At 71.6% G+C, this 19,567-nt stretch carries 15 protein-coding genes; 10 read left to right on the top strand and 5 right to left on the bottom strand.

The window, feature by feature from the left end; genetic code table 11:
• Positions 1–41 precede the first annotated feature (41 nt).
• From EV284_RS03425 to EV284_RS03400, 6 genes are all read left to right on the top strand, one after another.
• A complete protein-coding gene (locus tag EV284_RS03425; protein ID WP_130330089.1) occupies positions 42–1,721 on the top strand; it encodes an AMP-binding protein in 1,680 nt (559 codons plus the stop codon).
• Positions 1,722–1,724: 3 nt separating this feature from the next.
• Positions 1,725–2,507: an SDR family oxidoreductase gene (locus EV284_RS03420; protein ID WP_130330087.1), complete on the top strand. Its 783-nt coding sequence runs from the start codon at positions 1,725–1,727 to the stop codon at positions 2,505–2,507.
• A gap of 28 nt (positions 2,508–2,535) precedes the next feature.
• The gene (locus EV284_RS03415; protein WP_130330085.1) at positions 2,536–3,774 is read left to right on the top strand and encodes an acyl-CoA dehydrogenase family protein; all 1,239 of its coding nucleotides are present in this window, start codon (positions 2,536–2,538) and stop codon (positions 3,772–3,774) included.
• The gene (locus EV284_RS03410; protein WP_242625541.1) at positions 3,774–4,874 is read left to right on the top strand and encodes a phosphotransferase family protein; all 1,101 of its coding nucleotides are present in this window, start codon (positions 3,774–3,776) and stop codon (positions 4,872–4,874) included. The genes EV284_RS03415 and EV284_RS03410 overlap by 1 nt, the downstream gene beginning before the upstream one ends.
• Positions 4,875–4,987: 113 nt before the next feature.
• Positions 4,988–5,854: a phytanoyl-CoA dioxygenase family protein gene (locus EV284_RS03405; protein ID WP_130330081.1), complete on the top strand. Its 867-nt coding sequence runs from the start codon at positions 4,988–4,990 to the stop codon at positions 5,852–5,854.
• Positions 5,855–6,040: 186 nt separating this feature from the next.
• Positions 6,041–6,466, top strand: coding sequence for a hypothetical protein (locus tag EV284_RS03400; RefSeq protein WP_130330079.1), 426 nt, complete (start codon positions 6,041–6,043; stop codon positions 6,464–6,466).
• 131 nt (positions 6,467–6,597) lie between these two features.
• Here EV284_RS03400 and EV284_RS03395 read toward each other — a convergent pair whose 3' ends face one another.
• Both EV284_RS03395 and EV284_RS03390 read right to left on the bottom strand, forming a co-directional pair.
• Complete coding sequence (locus EV284_RS03395) at positions 6,598–8,349, bottom strand: phosphatidylglycerol lysyltransferase domain-containing protein (protein ID WP_242625540.1); 1,752 nt, start codon at positions 8,347–8,349, stop codon at positions 6,598–6,600.
• A 136-nt stretch (positions 8,350–8,485) separates the two neighbouring features.
• Complete coding sequence (locus EV284_RS03390) at positions 8,486–11,704, bottom strand: cytochrome P450 (RefSeq protein ID WP_130330077.1); 3,219 nt, start codon at positions 11,702–11,704, stop codon at positions 8,486–8,488.
• 256 nt (positions 11,705–11,960) lie between these two features.
• Here EV284_RS03390 and EV284_RS03385 point away from each other — a divergent pair, with 256 nt between their 5' ends.
• The 4 genes from EV284_RS03385 (at position 11,961) to EV284_RS03370 (ending at position 17,302) form a co-directional block, all read left to right on the top strand.
• Positions 11,961–13,022, top strand: coding sequence for a zinc-binding dehydrogenase (locus EV284_RS03385; protein ID WP_130330075.1), 1,062 nt, complete (start codon positions 11,961–11,963; stop codon positions 13,020–13,022).
• A gap of 127 nt (positions 13,023–13,149) precedes the next feature.
• Entirely contained in the window at positions 13,150–15,378 is a 2,229-nt protein-coding gene (locus tag EV284_RS03380) for a SpoIIE family protein phosphatase (protein WP_130330073.1), read from the top strand.
• 104 nt (positions 15,379–15,482) lie between these two features.
• Complete coding sequence (locus EV284_RS03375) at positions 15,483–16,106, top strand: TetR/AcrR family transcriptional regulator (RefSeq protein ID WP_130330071.1); 624 nt, start codon at positions 15,483–15,485, stop codon at positions 16,104–16,106.
• Between the two features lie 254 nt (positions 16,107–16,360).
• On the top strand, positions 16,361–17,302 hold the full coding sequence (locus EV284_RS03370) for a M56 family metallopeptidase (protein ID WP_130330069.1): 942 nt from the start codon (positions 16,361–16,363) through the stop codon (positions 17,300–17,302).
• A gap of 367 nt (positions 17,303–17,669) precedes the next feature.
• Here the strand turns inward: EV284_RS03370 and EV284_RS03365 are convergent, their stop codons facing one another.
• The 3 genes from EV284_RS03365 to EV284_RS03355 all read right to left on the bottom strand — a co-directional run bounded on the left by EV284_RS03365 (position 17,670) and on the right by EV284_RS03355 (position 19,554).
• Positions 17,670–17,936: a GlsB/YeaQ/YmgE family stress response membrane protein gene (locus tag EV284_RS03365; protein WP_130330067.1), complete on the bottom strand. Its 267-nt coding sequence runs from the start codon at positions 17,934–17,936 to the stop codon at positions 17,670–17,672.
• 693 nt (positions 17,937–18,629) lie between these two features.
• Positions 18,630–19,055 (bottom strand): SsgA family sporulation/cell division regulator, encoded by a 426-nt coding sequence (locus EV284_RS03360; protein ID WP_242625539.1) that lies wholly within the window; start codon positions 19,053–19,055, stop codon positions 18,630–18,632.
• Positions 19,056–19,131: 76 nt separating this feature from the next.
• Positions 19,132–19,554 carry a hypothetical protein gene (locus EV284_RS03355; protein ID WP_130330065.1) on the bottom strand — a complete coding sequence of 141 codons (423 nt, stop codon included), beginning with the start codon at positions 19,552–19,554 and terminating at the stop codon, positions 19,132–19,134.
• Between the last annotated feature and the right edge of the window lie 13 nt (positions 19,555–19,567).

The raw sequence follows: 19,567 nt of genomic DNA, 5'->3' as shown, positions 1-19,567 counted from the left end.
CGGCCCGACAAGCGCATGGACACGGGTGGGAAGGACGGCAGATGACAGTGGATGAGGGCCGGCGGCGGGGCACGTGTCCCGCCGGGTCCGGTACGGCAGCGGCCTCGGCCCCCGCCTCGCTGGTGGCCGCTTGGCAGGACCGGGTGGCGAGGAATCCGGAGGGCGTGGCGCTGCGCTACTTCGACGGGGCCTTGTCCGCAAGGGAGTTGGACTCCGCGACGGACGCCCTGGCCGCCGCGTTCGAAGCGCGCGGCACCAGGCGGGGCGACCGCGTCGGCGTGTACCTCCAGAACGTGCCGGGTTACGTACTGGTGCTGCTGGCCCTGTGGAAGCTGGGGGCCACCGCGCTGGGGCTCAACCCCATGTACCGGCGGCAGGAGTTGCGCCGGATCGTCGACGACTCCGGGGCGGTCGGCGTCGTGTGCGCGGACGCGGACGTCCACGAGACGCTGGGCACGCTGGCGGGCAGCACGGTGCGGTGGCTGGTCAGCACCTCGGCGCTGGACTTCCAGTCGAGGAACGACCCGCGGGCCTTCGCGACGACAGAGCGCCACGCCCCCGCGCCGGACGGCGACCTGGTGGCCTTGATCGGTGAGTTCGAGGGACGCGGCGCCTCGCCCGTGGAACCAGCTCACGACGACGTCGCGTTCCTGACGTACACCTCCGGCACGACCGGCCCGCCGAAGGGCGCCATGAACACCCACGGCAACGTCCTCAGCGTGGTGGCGACGGCCGCGCCCTGGACCGGAGTGGGCGAGGGGGACGTCGTGTTCGCCATGGCCCCGCTCTTCCACATCACCGGCGCGGTGGTCAACGCGGCGATCTCCCTGCTCACCGACACCACCCTCGTCCTCGCGGGCCGGTTCCACCCCGAGATCGCCCTGGAGGCGTTCGCCGAGCACGGGGTGACCTACACGATCGGCTCCATCACCGCCTACAACGCGATCTACGAGCTGCCGCAGGCCGGGCCGGAGCACTTCGCCTCGGTGAAGCACCTCTACTCCGGAGGCGCCCCGATCCCGCCCGCGACCGTCGAGCGGTTCCAGGAGCGGTTCGGCGCCTACATCCACAACGGCTACGGGATGACCGAGACGACCTCCGCCGTCATCGCCGTCCCCGCCGGAGCCAGGGCGCCGGTACACCTGCCGAGCGGCACGCTGTCCATCGGGATGCCGCTGCCGGGGCTCACGGCGCGGGTGGTGGACCCCGGGGGCCGGCCGGTGCCGCACGGGGAGCAGGGCGAGCTGGAGCTGAGCGGGCCGCAGGTGGTACCCGGATACTGGGGAAAACCCGAGGTCACCGAGGTGACGATGCCGGAGGGCCGGCTGCGCACCGGTGACGTGGCCGTCATCGACGCACAGGGCTGGGTCTACCTCGTGGACCGGCTCAAGGACCAGATCAACGTGTCCGGCTACAAGGTCTGGCCGCGCGAGGTCGAGGACGCGCTCTACGAGCACCCCTCGGTGCTGGAGGCCGCCGTCGTCGGGCGGCCCGACGAGTACCGCGGGGAGACGGTGGTCGCCTACGTCTCCCTCAAGTCCGGTCGGGGCGCGACCGAGGAAGAGCTGATCGCCTTCTCCCGCGAACGGCTGGCCGCCTACAAGTGTCCCCGCCGGATCCACTTCATCGCCGACCTGCCCAAGACCCAGACCGGCAAGATCCGCCGCGCCGAACTCCGCGGCCTTGAAGGGCCAGGTCCGTTCTCCCCCTCGAAGGACTGATCCATGAGCGACAACCACACCGACCAGGGCCGTTTCTCAGGCCGTGTCGCCGTCGTGACCGGAGCGAGCCGAGGCATCGGCCTCGCCGTGACGCGGCGGCTCGTCGCCGAAGGAGCGCGCGTGTGCCTCACCGCACGCCACACCGGCCCGCTCGAGGAGGCCGCGGCTTCTTTCCCCCGGGGCAGCGTCATCACCGTCGCCGGCAAGGCGGACGATCCGGAGCACCGCCGCGAGGTCTTCGACACGGTCGCCCGCGAGTTCGGCGGCCTGGACGTCCTGGTGAACAACGCGGGCGTCAATCCCGCGTACGGTCCTGTCGTCGGCCTCGACCTCGACGCCGCGCGCAAGGTACTGGAGGTCAACGTCCTCGCCACCCTCGCCTGGGTGCAGGACGCGGTGGCCCACCCGAAGCTCGGTTTCACCGAGCGCCGCGGCACGGTCGTGAACCTCTCCTCCGTCACCGGCGAGACCCCGGCACCCGGCATCGGCTTCTACGGAGTGAGCAAGGCGGCGGTCTCCCACCTGACCAGGACCCTGGCCGTGGAACTCGGCCCGGAGATACGTGTCAACGCGGTGGCTCCCGCCGTGGTGAAGACCCGGTTCGCCGAAGCCCTCTACGAGGGCAGGGAGGCCGAGGTGGCCGCCGACTACCCCCTGCGGCGGCTGGGCGTGCCGTCCGACGTCGCCTCGGCGGTGGCGTACCTGGGCTCGGAGGACTCCTCCTGGGTCACCGGCCATGTCCTCACCGTCGACGGCGGCCTCACGGTCGCCGGCGGCACCGCGTGACGATCCTGCCCACCGACGAAGGACGACCATGACTTTCCCTCATCTTCCGCCCGGAGTCGCGGACCTGCGTGAGCGCACCCGCCGGTTCGTCCGCGAGGTCGTCATCGACGCGGAGCCCGCACCGGGCGGACGCCTCGACCGGGCCACCCGTGACCGGCTGCAGGCCGCGGCGAAGGAGGCGGGTGTCTTCGCGCCCCTGGTGCCGACGGAGTTCGGCGGGCAGGGCCTGTCCATCGAGCACTGGTCACCGATTCTCCAGGAGGCCGGCTACTCGCCGGTCGGCCCGGTCGCGCTCAACTGCATGGCGCCCGACGAGGGGAACATGCACATGCTCCACCAGATCGCGACCGAGGAGCAGAAGAAGCGCTATCTCGCGCCCCTGGCGGCGGGGGATGTCCGGTCGTGCTTCGGCATGACCGAGCCCCACCCCGGAGCGGGATCCGACCCGGCCGCGCTCCGGACCACGGCGGTGCGCGGCGAGGGCGGCTGGATCATCGACGGCCACAAGCGCTTCACCAGTGGTGCCGAGGGTGCCGCCTTCTGCATCGTCATGGCGCGGACGCCGGCCGTCGGCGGCTCCCCGGAAGGGGCCACCATGTTCCTCGTCGACATGACGAACCCCGGGCTCCGGGGCGGCGAGGCGATCCACACCGTCGATCGCGCCATCGACGGCGGTCACCCGCACCTGTACATCGAGAACTGCTTCGTCCCCGACGACGCGGTACTCGGCGAGGTCGGACTCGGGTTCCGCTACGCGCAGGTCCGGCTCGGCCCCGCGCGTCTCACGCACTGCATGCGGTGGCTGGGGCTGGCGCGGCGGGCGCACGACATCGCACTCGACCGGGCCGGGAAGAGGGAGTTGTTCGGCGGTCCCATCGACTCACTCGGGCTGGCGCAGCACCTGATCGCCGAGTCCGTGATCGACATGGAGACGTCCGACGCGGTCATCACCAAGACCGCGGCACTGCTGCACAGTGACCCGAAGGCCGGCTCGGCGATGTCCTCGGTCGCGAAGGTGCACTGCTCGGAGGCGATCTTCCGGGTGATCGACCGTGCCATCCAGATCTGTGGCGGCGACGGGGTCTCCGACGGACTCCCGCTGGCGCAGTACCTGAACGAGGTCCGCCCGTTCCGCATCTACGACGGCTCCAACGAGACCCACAGATGGGCCATCGCCCGCCGCGCCTCGGCAGGACGCAGCGCCGCGGTCCGGGCCGGTGAACCGTACCGGGGCGACGCTGTCGTGGGCCGGGACGGAGGCGCGTGATGCTCACTGTCCCCGACGGCGTGGAAGTGGTCGCGAATTGGGAGAGCGCCCGTCGTCTCGACAGCCCTCCGCTCCTGATCCTCGACCCGGTCACCGGCTTCCTCGATCAGCACGGCATCGGCAGCGGCCCGATCGCCTGGCAGCGCATCGGCGACGGCCACTCCAACGTCACCTACCTGATCGAGCGCGGTGACAGGTCCGTCGTCCTGCGTCGCGGGCCGCGTCCACCGCTGCCGAAATCGACACACGACATGGTGCGTGAGGCCCGCATCCAGAGAATCCTCGGCCGGCACGGGGTACCGGTGCCGGAGATCCTCGCCGTGTGCGAGGACGAGTCGCTCCTCGGTGTGCCGTTCTACGTCATGTCCCGTCTCGACGGCACGGTCATCACCAACACCATCCCGCCGCACCTCTCCCCCGCCGGACAGCGCAAGGCCACCAGCGAGGCGGTCGTCGACGTCCTCGTCGCGCTGCACAGCATCGATGTGGCCGAAGGGGAACTCGCCTCCCTGGGCTCCCCCGAGGGATACCTCCGGCGCCAGGTCGAGAGGTTCCGCGGGCTGTGGGAGGTCAACACCACCCGCAGCCTGCCCGCGGTGGAGCGCGTCGGGGACTGGCTCGGCCGCAACCTGCCGGCGAGCCGGACTGCTTCGGTCGTGCACGGCGACTACCGCATGGGCAATCTCATGTTCGCGCCCGAGGCACCGGCAAGGGTCCTCGGGGTCCTCGACTGGGAGATGGCCACGCTCGGCGACCCACTCGCGGACCTGGGGTACCTGACCGCCACCTATTCCGAGGCCGGCAGCCCCGCCACCCCGCTCGAGCTCACCCGGGTGACCCGGTCGCCCGGCTACCTCACCCGGCGCCAGCTGGCAGAGCGCTACCGGTCCCGGACGGGCCTCGATCTCACCGCGCTGCCCTGGTACCAGACCCTCGCCCTGTGGAAGGCAGCGATCTTCTCCGAGGCCATCTACACCCGCTGGCAACGGGGCGAGCGGCCCCACGACACGAGCTTCGGACCGTCGCTCGAAACGGGTGTCCCCCGGCTGCTGGAGCGGGCCGGCCAGTACGCCGGTCTGACGGTGACCACTCGCCGCTGACCGCCGGCGCCGCGCCCCGCGCGCCGCTCGGACCCCAGCAGACCGGGACCGTCACCGGGCTGTGTGAAGAAGCCATGGGGCAAACGGAGTTCACTTCCAGGGAGAGAGATTCCATGACAGCGCAGAAGCAGACCCGGACATTGTCGTCGGTGTCGACCGACACGCCCACCGAGGAGATTCTCGGGCTCCTGACCCGGGACGGAGGCGTCGTCCTCAAGGGGTTCCTGACGACGGAACAGATGAACCGCTTCAACACCGAGATCGAGCCGCCGTTGCGGGCCCTCCGCCCGGGCTCGACCCACGAGGACGAGATGGTGGCCGCGTTCCACGGCAGCAACACCAAACGGCTCACGAACCTGGTCACGCACAGTACGACGTTCCGCGCCGAGATCCTGGAGCACCCCCTGGTCCACGAGGTCTGCGACCAGATCTTCCTCCCGGAGTCGGGGACGTACTGGATGACCACCGCGCAGGTGATCGAGATCGGCCCCCACAGCCAGGCCCAGATGCTGCACCGGGACCTGGAGAACTGGTTCCCGTTCATCGGGATGGGGCCCGACGGCCCGGAAGTCACCCTCAACTTCCTGATCGCTCTGACCGACTTCACGGAGGAGAACGGCGCCACGCGAGTCATCCCGGGGAGCAACCACTGGAGCGACTTCGAGGACCGCGGGACTCCCGAGCAGACCGTCCCCGCGATCATGAACGCCGGAGACGCCCTGCTGTTCAGCGGCAAGACCGCGCACGGCGGTGGCGCGAACCGGACCGACGACGAGTACCGGCGGGCTGTGGCCTTCGCCCTCAACCCGGGCTTCCTCACCGGCGAGGAGGCGTACCCGTTCCTGGTCGACATGGAGGTCGCCAGGACGCTCTCGCCGCGCGTCCAGCGCCTGCTCGGGTTCCGCTCCCAGTACCCGACGGGCTCTCCCGGCCTGTGGCAGGTCGACTACGCCGACCTGGGTGACCACCTCGGTCTCTGAGAGACGCAGGTCTCACCCTCCTTCGGAGCCAGGACGCAATTTTCCATACAAAGTATGGTTCACTGACAGTGGTTTCCATACGGCGTATGGAACTCGGGAGCAGCCCAGCGCGGCTCCCCCGTGCATCGCACCAGTGATCTCAACAGCCGTTGCACTGGTGGACCACTCCGACCGAAGGAGAAAACTGTGAAGAACCTCGCGAAGCGTATGAGCGTCGCCCTCGCCTCTCTGACGATGGCCGGTGGAGCCCTCCTGGGGGCCGGCGGGACGGCGTCAGCCGCGACTCCGGCTTCCGGGCACGTCAAGGGCGTGGCCGTCAGCGTCGAGGCCGAGGACCACGGCCGGCACGGCGTCCACAACCACCTCTGGGACCGTGACGGCCGTCATCACACGGACCGCGACCACCACCACCGGGACGGCAAGCACGGCCAGCGCTGGAGCCGGGACCACGACCACCGGTGGAACCGGGACCACGACCACCGCTGGAACCGGGACGACGACTGCCGTGGGGAGCGGCACGGCGACTGGCGCGGGGACCACCGTGACGGCGACCGGCGTGACCGTGACCGGGCGGTCGGCCACGGTGCCGACTCGTACAGGGCCGCTCGCTGACGCGAAGGCCGCGTCCGCCCGTGAACCCGACCACGTGTCGGACGGGCGCCAATGACGGAGCCGGAACCGCCCGCGGGCGGTTCCGGCTCCCGGGGTTTTCCGAGTGTCCGGCGGATGGGGCCGCCACGGCGTCAGCGAACGCGCTCCAACTGCTTGCGGTGCAGCCACTTCGGCAGCCCCGGCGCTTCCAGGAATCCCTCGGCGCGGGCGGCGGCCAGCCCGATGCGCAGTACGTCGGTGCTCTTCTCGAACAGCATGTAGCGGGGTTCCCAGGCCGGGCGGTACTTCGCGTTGGCGCGGTAGAGCGACTCGATCTGCCACCACCGGGAGAAGAAGGCGAGCAGGGAGCGCCACAGCCGCAGGACAGGGCCCGCCCCGAGCCGTGCGCCACGCTCGAAGACGGAGCGGAACATGGCGAAGTTGAGCGACAGTTGCGTGATCCGGGCCTCGTCGGCGCGCTGGATCAGGTCCAGCACCATGAACTCGATCAGCCCGTTGTCGGACTCCCGGTCCCGGCGCATCAGGTCCAGCGACAGCCCCTTCCCGCCCCACGGCACGAAGCTCAGCAGCGCCCGCGGCCGGCCGTCGGCGTCGGCGCACTCGAGCATCAGGCAGTCGCCGTCGGCGGGGTCGCCGAGCCGTCCGAGGGCCATGGAGAAGCCCCGTTCGGTGTCGCCGTCGCGCCAGTCGTCGGCGAGTCGCACCAGTTCGGCCATCTCCTCGGCGGGGATCTCGGCGTGACGCCGGATGCGCACGGTGTAGCCGGCCCGCCGGGCCCGGTGGTAGGCCTGCCGGACGCCGCGCATGGCACGGCCCTCCAGAGTGAAGTCCGCGATGTCGACGATCGCCTCGTCTCCCAGTTCCAGCGCGTCCAGACCATGCCTCGCGTACACGGTGCCGCCGCGCTCGCCGGCCCCCATGACCGCGGGTGTCCAGCCGTGTGCGCGGGCCTCGGCGAGCCAGCGGTCGATCGCGCCCGGCCACGCCTCGGGGTCGCCCAGCGGATCGCCCGAGGCCAGTGACACCCCGCCGACCACCCGGTAGGTCACCGCGGCCTTTCCACTGGGCGAGAAGACCACGCTCTTGTCCCGGCGCAGCGCGAAATAGCCGAGTGAGTCCGCCTGCCCGTGCCGCACGAGCAGCGCGCGCAGGCGGTCCTCGTCGGCGGGGGTGATCGGGTCGGTGGCGCGCACCGAGCGGAACGCGGCCCACAGCACCGCCGCAAACACCGCCGCACTGGCGATGTTGATCAGCGCGTCGGCCCAGGCCGGGGAGGAGATACCGGGGAAGTCACCCTGCGCCGGGTCCATGGAGACCGCGCGCATCAGGCCGTAGCTCCAGCGCTCGGCGAAGGTCGAGGAGCGCGTCGGCGCCTCGTCCGCGACGGTGACCAGGAGGGCGGCCAGGAGCGAGGTGACCAGCACGCCGCCGGCCGCGGTCAGCAGGGCGCGCCGGGGGTTCGACCGGTCCCCCTTGGCGTAGAACTCGTGCCGCCCTGCCAGCAGGGCGCCCGCGAACAGCACGGTCATCGCCAGGGAGAACCAGTTCTGCGGATGCGTCCGGAACTCGGGGGCGAAGGCCAGGACCGCGGCGAACACCGCCCCGAGAAGCCCGGACAGCGCCATATTGAGAATCCAGGAGGCCCGCTTGCGCCTGCGCAGGGTCACCGCCAGGAAGAACGCGAAGGCGGCGGAGGCGAAGCCGGGCGTGACCAGGTAGGGCGTGAACAGTTCCGCGGTGTTGTGCCGCCGGATGTCCTCCCCGAAGGACACCCATACCGCGCCGAGCACGTTCACGGCGGTGACCACGCGGAGGTACCCGATCCCGAAAGCGGCGCCCCGCCGTGCCCACCCGTCGTCGGGCCGGTTCTCACCCGTGCTCAAACGATGCCTCCAAGAAGTTGACGGCGAGGGTTCGCCGACGTCCGCACTAGAACTCGATTGGGAATCGACTGCTTGCGACCAGGCCAGAGGGGCGCACCCGGCGGGCGCGCCCCTCTGGCGGTGGGGTGGCTTGCGGTCAGCCGGCCCAGACGTCCTCGACGTAGCGGCCGGACTCCACCATGCCGGCCAGCCAAGCGGCGGCCTCCTCGTCGCCGGAGCCGGTGTGCTCGCGGTGGACGGCCATGAACGCCTCGCGCACGGCGGGGGCCATACGGCGGCCGTCACCGCAGATGTAGACCCGGCCGCCCGCTTCCAGGGCGGCCCACACCTCGTCGCTCTCGCGGGCTATCCGGTCCTGGACGAAGCGGGCACCCTCGACGGGCGCGTGCATGAAGGTGGGACGCATGCTGACGGCGCCCGCCGCCTCGGCCGCCTCGAACTCGTCCTGGTGGAGGTAGTCCACGTCGGGGTGGTCGCAGCCGAAGTAGCACAGCAGGATGCCGGTCGAGCCGGCGTGGTACCGGTCCAGGACGGCTCCGCGGAAGGGCGCGAGGCCGGTACCCGCGCTGACGAGGATCACGGGTACGGAGGGGTCCTCCGGGAGGCGGAAGGACTCGCTGCACGGCAGCACCCGCGCCTGCACGGTGTCACCGGCCTCGACCGTCTGCACGTAGTGCGAGGCGATACCGCGGAAGGTGCCCTCGCCGCCCCGATGGGGGGCCGCGAGCAGCGAGACCATGAGGTCCGCCTCGCCCGGACTGGCCGCCGCCGACGAGGAGATGGAGTAGTGGCGGGGGCGCAGGACCGGCAGCAGTTCGAGGAAGCCCTCGAAGGGCAGCTCGCAGGCGCGGTACCGCTCCAGCAGGTCCAGGACACTGGTCCCGGGCACGGTCACCTGCTCACGGAACGTCTCGTCGTCGGCCTCGGCGAGCCGGACCAGCGGCTGCTTCTCCGGCGGGCAGGGGGTGTGCTCGGCGAGCACGGCGATCTGCTCCCGGCCCGCGGCGTCCTGGAGCTCCACGAAGTCGGTCAGCAGGCGACGCAGCGTCAGCGGCCTGTCGACCGGCAGGGCGTTCCGGCTCCGGCGACGGGTGCGCAGCCGGATCGTGCGGTCGAGGTCGAGGGCGAAGCGCTCCGCCACCCGCCGCACCAGCCCCTCCGGGTTGCTCGGCAGCAGGGCGAGGTGGTCGGCGGTGCGGTAGGTGACGCCCTCGGGCAGTCGCAGCCGCAGGAAGCGCTTGGAGCGGCCCAGCTCGTGGTCGGTGTCGACCAGCTCGTACGCCTCGAGGACCTCCATCGGCTGGACCCCGTGGCGGGCGGCGAGTCCGCCGATGACCGACTCGGTGGCGTCCTCCAGTTCGTACAGGCCCTCGTCCTCGTCCTCCGTCTCCGCGGCCGGGGCGGAAGCTCCCTCGACCGCCGTGCCGTACCGGTCGAGCAGCGCGGTCCACAGGTCGGCCGTCCACCGGTCCACGGTGCCCCCGAAGTCACCGGAGGCGTCGGCGGCCGCACGGTCCAGGATTCGCGTGGCGCCGGCCGCCGCCAGGCGCTCGTCGATGAGGGTGGGCACCCGCTGGTACGTGGCGGCCCAGTTGCGGTCGCCGACACCGAGGACGGCGTACTCCAGGCCGTCCAGCTCGCCTGGCTGCAGATCCTCCAGCCAGGCGACGAACTCGGCCGCGTCGTCGGTGGGCCTGCCGTTGTACGAGGCCGCGACGATCACCACGGGGCCCTCGGCGTCGAGCAGCCGGCCGGTGTGGTCGTTCAGGGAGGCCACGGCCGGGGCGAAGCCCTGGTCCGCGCCCTCGGCCCCGAGGTCGCCGGCGATGCCGGCGCAGGTGCCGAGGTTGGAGCCGTGCAGCAGGGTGAGGGCGGTGCCGGTGGCGCGCCGGACCGTGGTCGTCGCGTCCTGGGCGCCCAGGACGGCGGCCGCGGTCGCGGGCCTGATCCGCTCGTCGCTCGTGCGGCGGGCCAGCTTGAGGCTGAACGCGTCGGGCTTGATGGTGAGCGACGCCTTGATGTTGAGCTGGTAGTCGGCGTGGTCGAGCAGCCGGTAGCGGTGCACCAGCAGGCCGAGGAGCAGCGTGGCCTCGTGCAGGGCGAACTGCCGTCCGATGCAGGCGCGCTCACCGTTGCCGAACGGCTTGAAGAGGTGGACCGAGCGTGCTTCCTCGCGCTCGGGCGAGAAGCGGTCGGGGTCGAACAGCTCGACGTTCTCGCCCCAGGCCGGGTCGCGGTGCAGGGCGGGAGTGATCACCATCAGCGTCTCGCCCTTGCGGACGGCGTACCTGCCGCCGATGACCGTGTCCTCGATGGGCTCCACCGCGAAGGCCGGCGCGGTCGGCCACAGCCGGAGGCTCTCGTTGAGCACCTGGCGGATGTAGGAAAGCTTGCCGATGTCCCCGTAGTCGGGGTCGGGGTTCTCCGTGTCGCCCCACAGGGCGTCCACCTCGGCCTGGGCCCGCTTGAGGACCTCGGGGTGCTTGGTGAGGTAGTAGAGCGCGAAGGAGAGCGCGCCGCTGGTGGTCTCGTGGCCGGCGATGAGGAACGTGATCACCTGGTGACGGATGTTCACGTCGTCCAGGGGCTGGCCCGTCACCGGGTCCTTGGTGTGCAGCATCATGCCGAGGAGGTCGTCGGTGCTGGTGTCCCCGGATTCCCGGCGGCGCCGGATGACGTCGTCGACCAGGTTCGCCATCAGCTCGGCGTCCTGGCGGAACTGCTCGGTCTGCTTGCGCCGGAAGATCTCCGTGCCCGGGATGGACTCGGCCTTCTCCTGGGAGAAGTGCAGGGCCCGGCCCATCGCCTCGACGAAGGGGTGCAGGTCGCTGCGGCGGAAGGACTCGAAGTCGAAGCCGAAGCCGCACAGGCCGATGGTGTCGAAGGTCAGGCGGGTCATGTCGTCGGGCACGTCGACCGCCTGCACCTCGGCGAGCCGGTCCCACTTGCCGATCAGGGAACGGGCGACCGTGAGCATCGTGCCGTGGTAACTGCGCATCGCGCCCAGCGAGAACGCGGGCATCAGGATGTCGTGCGCCTTGCGCCAGTTCGGCTCGTGGTTGAAGGCGGTGAACAGGCCGTCCTTGGCGATCTGCCGGACCTCGACCAGGTCCTGGTGCACGTTCTTGCGGAAGCGGCTCTCGTCGGCCAGTTCCTCGACCAGGTCCAGGCCGCCCACGACGACGAACTCGCGGCTGAAGATGCGCTGCCGGTACACCGGCCCCAGTTCCTTCACCTCCTTGAGCACGTGGGTCAGGAAGTCGGCCCCGCCGGGGAGGGACAGGGCGTGGCCGATCAGGGGGAGCGAGGGACGCTCAGGAATGGCCTGGGTCCCGCCGACGGTCATCTGGGTCATGAACGTGCCTTTCGTTGCTCATCAGCGGTCGCTTGCCCACCACCATACAGACGACATTGTCACCTGCTCATGTCGAGCGACCGTATTGCTCGACACAGTCGTCAGGGGGAACTAAAGAAGCGCCTGGAACGTCGGGCCGAGCCCGCTTGACAGTGGACCTCGTCGCACGACACGGTTGAATGACTTGAGCGACCGACCAAGTCACTCGACGCCATGATCTGCGCGCTATTCCCGAGACAGAATCGAGGGCCCCACCATGAGCAGCATGCTCGCCGGACGACTCCGCCTGGACACCCGAACCTTCGCCGTCGAGGAGGTGCCGATCCCGGTCCCCGGTCCGGGCGAGGTCCTGATCGAGGTCCGCGCCGCCGGGGTCTGCCTGTCCGACGTCCACCTGATCGACGGCAGTCTGAGCCCCTTCTTCCCGGTCGACGCCGTCACCGAGGCGGGCGCCGTGACGCTCGGCCACGAGGTCGCCGGGGTCGTGCACACGCTCGGCCCGGACACGAAGGGTGACTGGACCCCCGGGCAGCGCGTCGTACTGCAGGCGGGCGAGGCCTGCGGTGACTGCCCCGGCTGTCTGCGCCGGATGATGTGCCAGCGACCGCTGACCCGCGGTCTGGACTACGACGGCGGCTGGGCCCAGTACACGATCGCCCGCGAGGCCACCCTGCTCCCGATACCGGACGACCTGCCCTTCGACCAGGCGGCGATCATCCCTGACGCGGTCTCCACCCCGTACGCCGCGATCGTGGGGACCGGCGCCGTCCGTCCGGCGCAGGCGGTCGGCATCTGGGGCGCGGGCGGTCTGGGCGCGCACGCGGTACGGCTCGCCCGGATGGTCGGCGCGGCCCCGGTCATCGCGATCGACCCGCTGCGCTCCGCCCGCGAGCGCGCCCTCACCTTCGGCGCGGACCTGGCACTCGACCCGCTCGCGGCGGACTTCGCGGAGGCGGTCCGGGAGGCGACGGCGGGGCGCGGTCTGGATGTCGCGTTCGACTTCGCCGGGGTGGGCGCGGCGCGTGCCCAGGCCGCGTCGGTGCTCGCTCCGTTCGGCTCGCTCGTGCTCGCCGGCCTCACCCCGGAGCCGGTCGCGGTCGCCGACAGCATCGGCTTCTGCTTCAACGTCAATCAGGTCCGGGGGCACTACGGCTCCGAGCCCGAGCACGTGGAGCAGCTCGTCGGGCTCGCTTCGTCCGGCCGCATCGACCTGGCTCCGTCCATCACCGCCCACGTGCCGCTGGCCGAGGCCGCGGAAGCGGTCGCCCGCCTGGAGAACAAGGTCGGCGACCCGATCCGCCTGGTGCTCACTCCCTGACACGCACGCCGCGTGCGTGAAGCCCTTTCCGGTCCCGGAAAGGGCTTCACGCTCGGCCGTCGGGACCTGCGCCCGCCTCGCCCGCCCCCGAAGGACAGACGGCGTGATCTTTCGATAGGTTCGACATATGAGCGCTGAGGTCGACAAGCTGCTGCATCGCCTGGTTCAGGGGCTCCGCCCCCAGGTGGGCGAGCGGGCGGACGCCCTTCTCCGTCGGCTGCGCGACGAGTTGCCCGGTCTCTGGGAGCACGAGGATCTGGCGGTGCTGGCGCTCCAGGAGATCACCGGCCACCTGACGACCTTCCTCGACCTGCTCGACGATCAGGTGACCCTGGCCGAGGTCGCGCCGCCGGAACTGGCCCTGTGGCTCTCCCGTGAGTGCGCTCGCCGCGGCCTGCCGCTCAGCGGACTCCTGCGCGCGTACCGGATCGGCCACATGATCCTGCTGCGGCAGATGCAGGCCGAAGCCGCCCGTCTCACCGACGACCCGGAACTGATCAGCACCATCGCGACGCGGATGACGGACTCGGGCTTCGCCTACGTCGACATCAGCTCCGAACTGGTCGTCACGGCCTACACGGAGGAACGCGAGCGCCGCCTGCGCCGGCGACTGGCCCTGACCGACGGGGCGGGGCGCCGCATCGGCACGACCCTGGACATCACGCGTACGGCTGAGGAACTCGTGGAGGTCGCCACGGAGGGCTTCGCCGATCTCGTGGTGGTCGATCTCCTCGACAGCGCGGTGAGCGACATACCCTCGCCCCACCGCTCCACCGACGACTCGTCGCTGCGCCGGGTGGCACTGGGGACCCCCGGCACGGTCCAGGGCTGCCCCGCCGGCAGGCCGGCCCACCACTACCCCGAGGGCTCCGCACAGGAGCGGGCCCTGACGAGCGGGCAGCCGGTGCTCCGCCTCGGCGTCGAAGCACGCGGGTCCGCCCCGTGGGAGCCGGCGGCCGGGGACTCGGTTCTGCTGCTTCCCCTCCAGGCTCGAGGGGCCGTCCTCGGCCTCGTGCAGTTCTTCCGCGGCGGCTCCACGACCCCGTTTGACCATGACGATCTGTCGCTGGCCCAGGAGATCGCGGCGCGGGCCGCGGTGTCCATCGACAACGCCCGCCGCTACACCCACGAGCGCCTCACCGCCCTCACGCTCCAGCGCAGCCTGCTGCCACAGCGGCCCGTGCGGAACGCGGTGGTGGAGACGGCCGGCCGCTATCTGCCGAGCGGGGGCCGCGCGGGGCTGGGCGGCGACTGGTACGACGTCATCCAGCTGTCCGGGGCACGGATGGCACTGGTCGTGGGCGACGTGGCCGGCGGGGGCCTGGAGGCGGCCGCGGCCATGGGCCGTCTGCGGATGGCGGTGCGGGCCTTCGCCGACATCGACCTGATGCCCGATGAGCTGCTCACCCACCTGGACGACGTGGTCATCCGCCTCCGCCGCGAGGAGGGCCGGGACGAGGGCGACCTGAGCGCCACCTGCCTGTACGCCGTCTACGACGCGTCTACCAGGACGTGTTCCCTGGCGAGCGCCGGGCACGTGCCTCCGGCCGTGGTGACGCCGTCGGAGCAGGACGCCGCCGGCTCGGTGACCAGGTCCGTCGACTTCCTCGACGTACCGCTGGGACCGCCCCTGGGGGTGGGCGGACTTCCCTTCGAGACCGCCCAGTTCGACATTCCGGAGGGCAGCCTGCTCGTCTTCCACACCGACGGGCTCACCGGGAGCGGTGCCTCCGGCGTGGAGGCCTCGCGCGCGGTGCTCCGCGAACAGCTGGCCGCGGCACCGGAATCGCTCGAGGCGGTCTGCGACCGGCTGCTGGACGCACTGCTGCCGGACCAGCCCGCCGACGACACCACCCTGCTGGTGGCCAGGACGCGCGCGCTCGACGCCCGGCACATCGCGGTGCTCGACGTCCCGTCCGACCCGGCCGCCGTGTCCCGGGCCCGTCGCTTCGCGGCCGGCAGGCTGACGGAGTGGGGGCTCGAGGACCTGTCCTTCGCCACCGAACTGATCGTCAGCGAGCTGGTGACGAACGCCGTCCGGTACGGACGGAGCCCCATCCAGCTACGGATGATCCTTCAGTCCTCCCTCACCTGCGAGGTCTTCGACGCCAGCAGCACGGCACCGCACCTGCGCCGCGCGCGCACCTTCGACGAGGGGGGACGCGGTCTGCTGCTGGTCGCCCAGATGGCCGACCGCTGGGGCACGAGGCACTCCCGCGAGGGGAAGGTCATCTGGGCCGAGCAGCCCCTCCCTGAGGAGAGCGGCCGGTCCGGCGAGGGGGCCCTGGCCGTACCGGGAGTCGATCTCACGATCACCGTCCCTCCGGCGCTCGACGACACATTCCCCTCCGCCTGAGGTGACCGGCGGCGCCGCGCATGGCCGGTCCGGTGCCGGAGCTCACGGGAATCTACGGGACGATTCAGACTTAGTCGATCGACTGAGTCGCTATAGTGAAACGTATGGCTCACGTAACCGCGGCTGAGCGCCGCCCACAGTTGATCAAAGCGGCCATCGACCTGATGACCAGGGAAGGGGTCGCCGCCGGCAGCACGCGCGCCATCGCCGCGGAGCTCGGGGTCGCGCAAGCCACGGTCCACTACACCTTCGGCACCAAGGAGGACCTGTACCGCGCGGTCATGGACCAGATCACCGACGACCTCATCGAGCAGGTGCAGCGGGCGGCGCCGGAGAACGCGGGGTTCGAGGAGACGTTCAGCGCCCTGGCGGCCCAGTTGTGGGGCACCATGCGCGAGCCCTCCTCGCACCATCAACTGCTGAACGAACTGGCCATGTTCGCCCTGCGCGTGCCCGGTCTGCACGAGGCTCGGCAAGGGCATTACCAGCGGGTCGTGGAGGTCACCGGGCGACTGATCAGCGAGACGGCCGCGAGGACCGGGCAGGAGCTGAGCACGCCCGCGGACACGGTCGCCCGGTTCTTCCTCTCCGGTTTCGACGGTCTCACCCTGCAGGCCCTGTTCCTGGCGGACGAGACCGCGGAGCAGACGGGCCTGAGGGCGCTCGTGGCCGCGACCGTGGCTCTGGCCAAGGGGCACCTCGCCATCCCCGAGGTTCCGACGGTCTGAGCCTCCACGGACGTACAGGAACGTCCCTGCCGTGCGTGCCGCCATGTCCGGAGAAGGCGCCCGTACGCGTCGACGTCACCGGCTCGCGTCGAGCACGGAGGGACATCGCGGCAGCCTCCGCCCGGGCATCGCGGCCGGACACAGTCACCGCCGAGCCGCGCTCAAGGAACATGGAACGGGAGATACGTGCACCACACGCCAGGGCGGACCCCCGTCCCCCGTACACCCCACCGGACCGCCGCCGGAGTTCCGGCGTGATCGGCTGCCTGCTCCTGCTCACCGCCGTCGGCCTGGCGGCCGGCATCCCGGCCGCCCGTGCGCTGAACCGGGCGACCTGGCCGGAACGGGAACCCGTGCTCGGGCTGTGGGTGTGGCAGTGTCTGGTCGCCACCGCCCTGCTGAGCTGTCTGACCGCGCTGGTCCTCGGCCTGGCCGCGGTCTTCCGCACCGTGCGCGACGCCCTGTTCGACTCGGCACCGCCCGGAGTTCTCGCGGCCTACGGTTTCTCCACCGCCCCCGCCTGGGCCACCGGGCTCACCCTGCTCCTGGCGTCGGGTGCGGCATGGACGGCGGCCGTGCTCGCCGGGCGGGTCCGGGCGGTCCGCCAGACCCGGGCCGCGACCCGCGACCGGCTGCGGGCGAGGGCACCCGAACTGCCCGTCGGCCTTCCCGCCGCGACGAGCGGGCCCCTGCTGGTCCTGGAGGACGAGTACCCCGACGCCTGGTGGCTGCCCGGCAGCCCCCCGCAACTCGTCGTCACCACCGGTGCGATGCACCGGCTGACCGACCGCCAGCTCGACGCCGTCCTCACCCACGAGCGGGGTCACGCGCGCGCCCGCCACGACTGGCTGCTGCACCTGTCCGCGGCCCTCGCCGAGGCGTTCCCCCGTGTGCCCCTGTTCACCCACTTCTGCGAGCAGACCCACCGCCTGGTCGAGCTGGCCGCCGACGACACCGCCGCGCGGCACTGCGGCCATGTCACCACCGCCCTCGCCCTCATCGAACTCAACCAGCACCGCGGAGTCTTCTCCTGCGCCTCCAGCCGTCGCGCGCTGGGCGACCGGGTGGACCGCCTCCTCGCTCCCCCGCCGAGACTGGGGCGCCGCAAGCGCGCGCTCATCGCCGTGGCGGCGGCACTGACTCCGTCCCTGCCGCTCCTCATCACCTTCGCGCCGGGGCTCGACGCCCTCGACTGAGACGCACCGCGGACTACGACCGCACGCGCGGGACCTCCGCAGACAGCGGCACAGCCTCTGGTGACCGAGGCCGCACAGCGGACTGACGTCACCACGGGCTTCCTGAGCCGCGGTCACCCCCAAGTGACCGGGCGCACCTCCCCCGGTGCCAGAAGCCGGAAGAGCCGGGCCGTGTCTCCCGAGGAGGGGACAGCGGCCCGGCCGGTGGCGCCGAGACCCACGACGACGGCCCGAGTGCCCAGCACCACTCCCCTGCGCGACTGCCCCGGCATGACCGCGCGCCATGTCCGGCAGCACCGGACACAGCAAAGCCCCACCCCGCCGAGGGGTCACGTCGAGGGGCGCGGACGCGGCTCGCCACCCGCGCTCAGCGCGTACGCCGCCCGGTCAGGAGGCGGTACAGCAGGAGCACGATCACCGAGCCGACGACCGCGGCGATCCATGTCGAGAGATGGAAGAAGCCGTTGATGGAGTGCACACCGAAGATCACCTTGCCGAGCCAGCCGCCGAGCAGACCGCCTACGATGCCGATGAGCATCGTGACCAGGCAGCCGCCCGGGTCCTTGCCGGGCATGAGCGCCTTGGCGATGGCGCCCGCGATGAGGCCGATGAGAACCCAGGCGATGATGCCCACGGTGTGCTTCCTTTGCTGTAGATGATGCCGAGGGAGGCCCGACGGCGATTCCGCCGGAGCTGCCTGCCGGTTGCTCCGCACGAAGGACCGGCGGCATACGCATATCCGCTCGGCAGCGGTCCACACGGGATCGGGGCCCGGTTTCCTCCGACTGGCCCGCCCGGTTCCCGGCTCGCCGGCCTCTCCGCGCGACGGCGGAGTGGCCGGGTGGGTGGCCGGTCCGCCGTCGACGGCACCTGTCCGCATTCGCCGCCGGGAGACGGCGCGGCAGGAAGTCAGCGGTCGCGCACGCGGGTCGGCTCAGTGCTCTGGACGACCGGCGCCACCGCGTGGGTGACCATGGCCGGACCTGAGGCGGACACAGTGCCGGGGAACCAAGAACGGGCCGGCGCGGCAAGGCACACCTCGGCCGCTCACCGATCGGACCGCGTCCGATGCCGTCCGCCGCCCGGCTCGGGGCGAGGGGGAATGGTCACGCCGGTCCCGCGGGGGCGCTGCGGCCGACCGTCCGGGACGGCTGGAGTGATGCGACAGGCACCTCGTCGTGGGCGAAAGCCTCGGCCATGCGGCCCCGCGGCGCTCGGCGGGGCCGAGGCCGGGCCGGCCGGGCGCACTCGCCCCGACTCTCCCGCGCGACCTCGACCGCGGCAGCGGAGTGGTCCGAACGGAGGTGCCTCGGGGGCCCTGCCTTGCTCATCCCTCGGCGAGGAGGTGGGTCAGCAGGGCTCCCATGTCCAGGTGCCGGGACTCGGTGCCGCTGGGGACCACCGCCTCCGTGGCCCGCAGAAACGCCGCGATCTCCTCGGCCGGGGCCTCGAACAGAGCCGTGCCGGTCAGCCCGCTCAGCCGGATGTGGACGGCGTCGCGGGCTGCCGTACGAGCGGGCCAGATCCGCACGTCCCCCTCGCCGGCGGGTTCCGCCATGCCTGCGGCGAGCAGGTCCCGGCCCATGATCCACTCCACGGTCCGCCGGGTGTCCGGATAGGTGAAGAGGACACGGACGGCATAGGGATCGCCCGGATCGTAGGCGAGGTCCATGCGCAGGGGCATGAGCACCGCCCCGGGTGAGAGGAGGAGCTGTACGGGCAGCCCGGTGATCGCGACCTTCGACGGTCTCATCGGTGGTGCTCCTCGGGTCGGGCCTGACCAGCTCCGCGACAGCGGGGCCGGCCGGCGGGCGGCTCGGACGCCTCGGTCAGCGAACGGCGCCGGGCCGGACCACGACGATCTGGCGGCTCGCCCCGTCCCGCTCCGGGAATTGGTGTACGCCGCGCCCGCTGTCGCAGAGAAGGCTCACACCGTGGTCCCAGCGGTAGAAGTCGGGGTCACCGGGGCCGGGCAGCAGCGCGCAGGGGTCACGGCCGTCACGCGAGCGCGGGGCGTGGACGGTGGGCGGACGGTGACCGTCGGAACGGTCGAAGCCCCGGTCGGGACCGTGGCCCCGGCCGTGGTCGCCGGAGTCCGCACCGACGCCCTGATGGTGCCCGGCCTGCGGCGCGGCGGACGCGACGCCGCCGGCGCCCAGTACGGCTCCCCCGGCCAGCAGCAGCGACGCGAAGGCGACGCCCATGTGCTTCTTGGCGACGGCGGTGGTGACGCGGTTCCTGTGGATTCGCACGGGTCTCTCCCTC

Source organism: Streptomyces sp. BK022 (assembly GCF_004217355.1).
Classification (GTDB): Bacteria; Actinomycetota; Actinomycetes; order Streptomycetales; family Streptomycetaceae; genus Streptomyces; species Streptomyces griseoluteus.
This window is presented reverse-complemented; position numbering and strand designations above follow the sequence as displayed.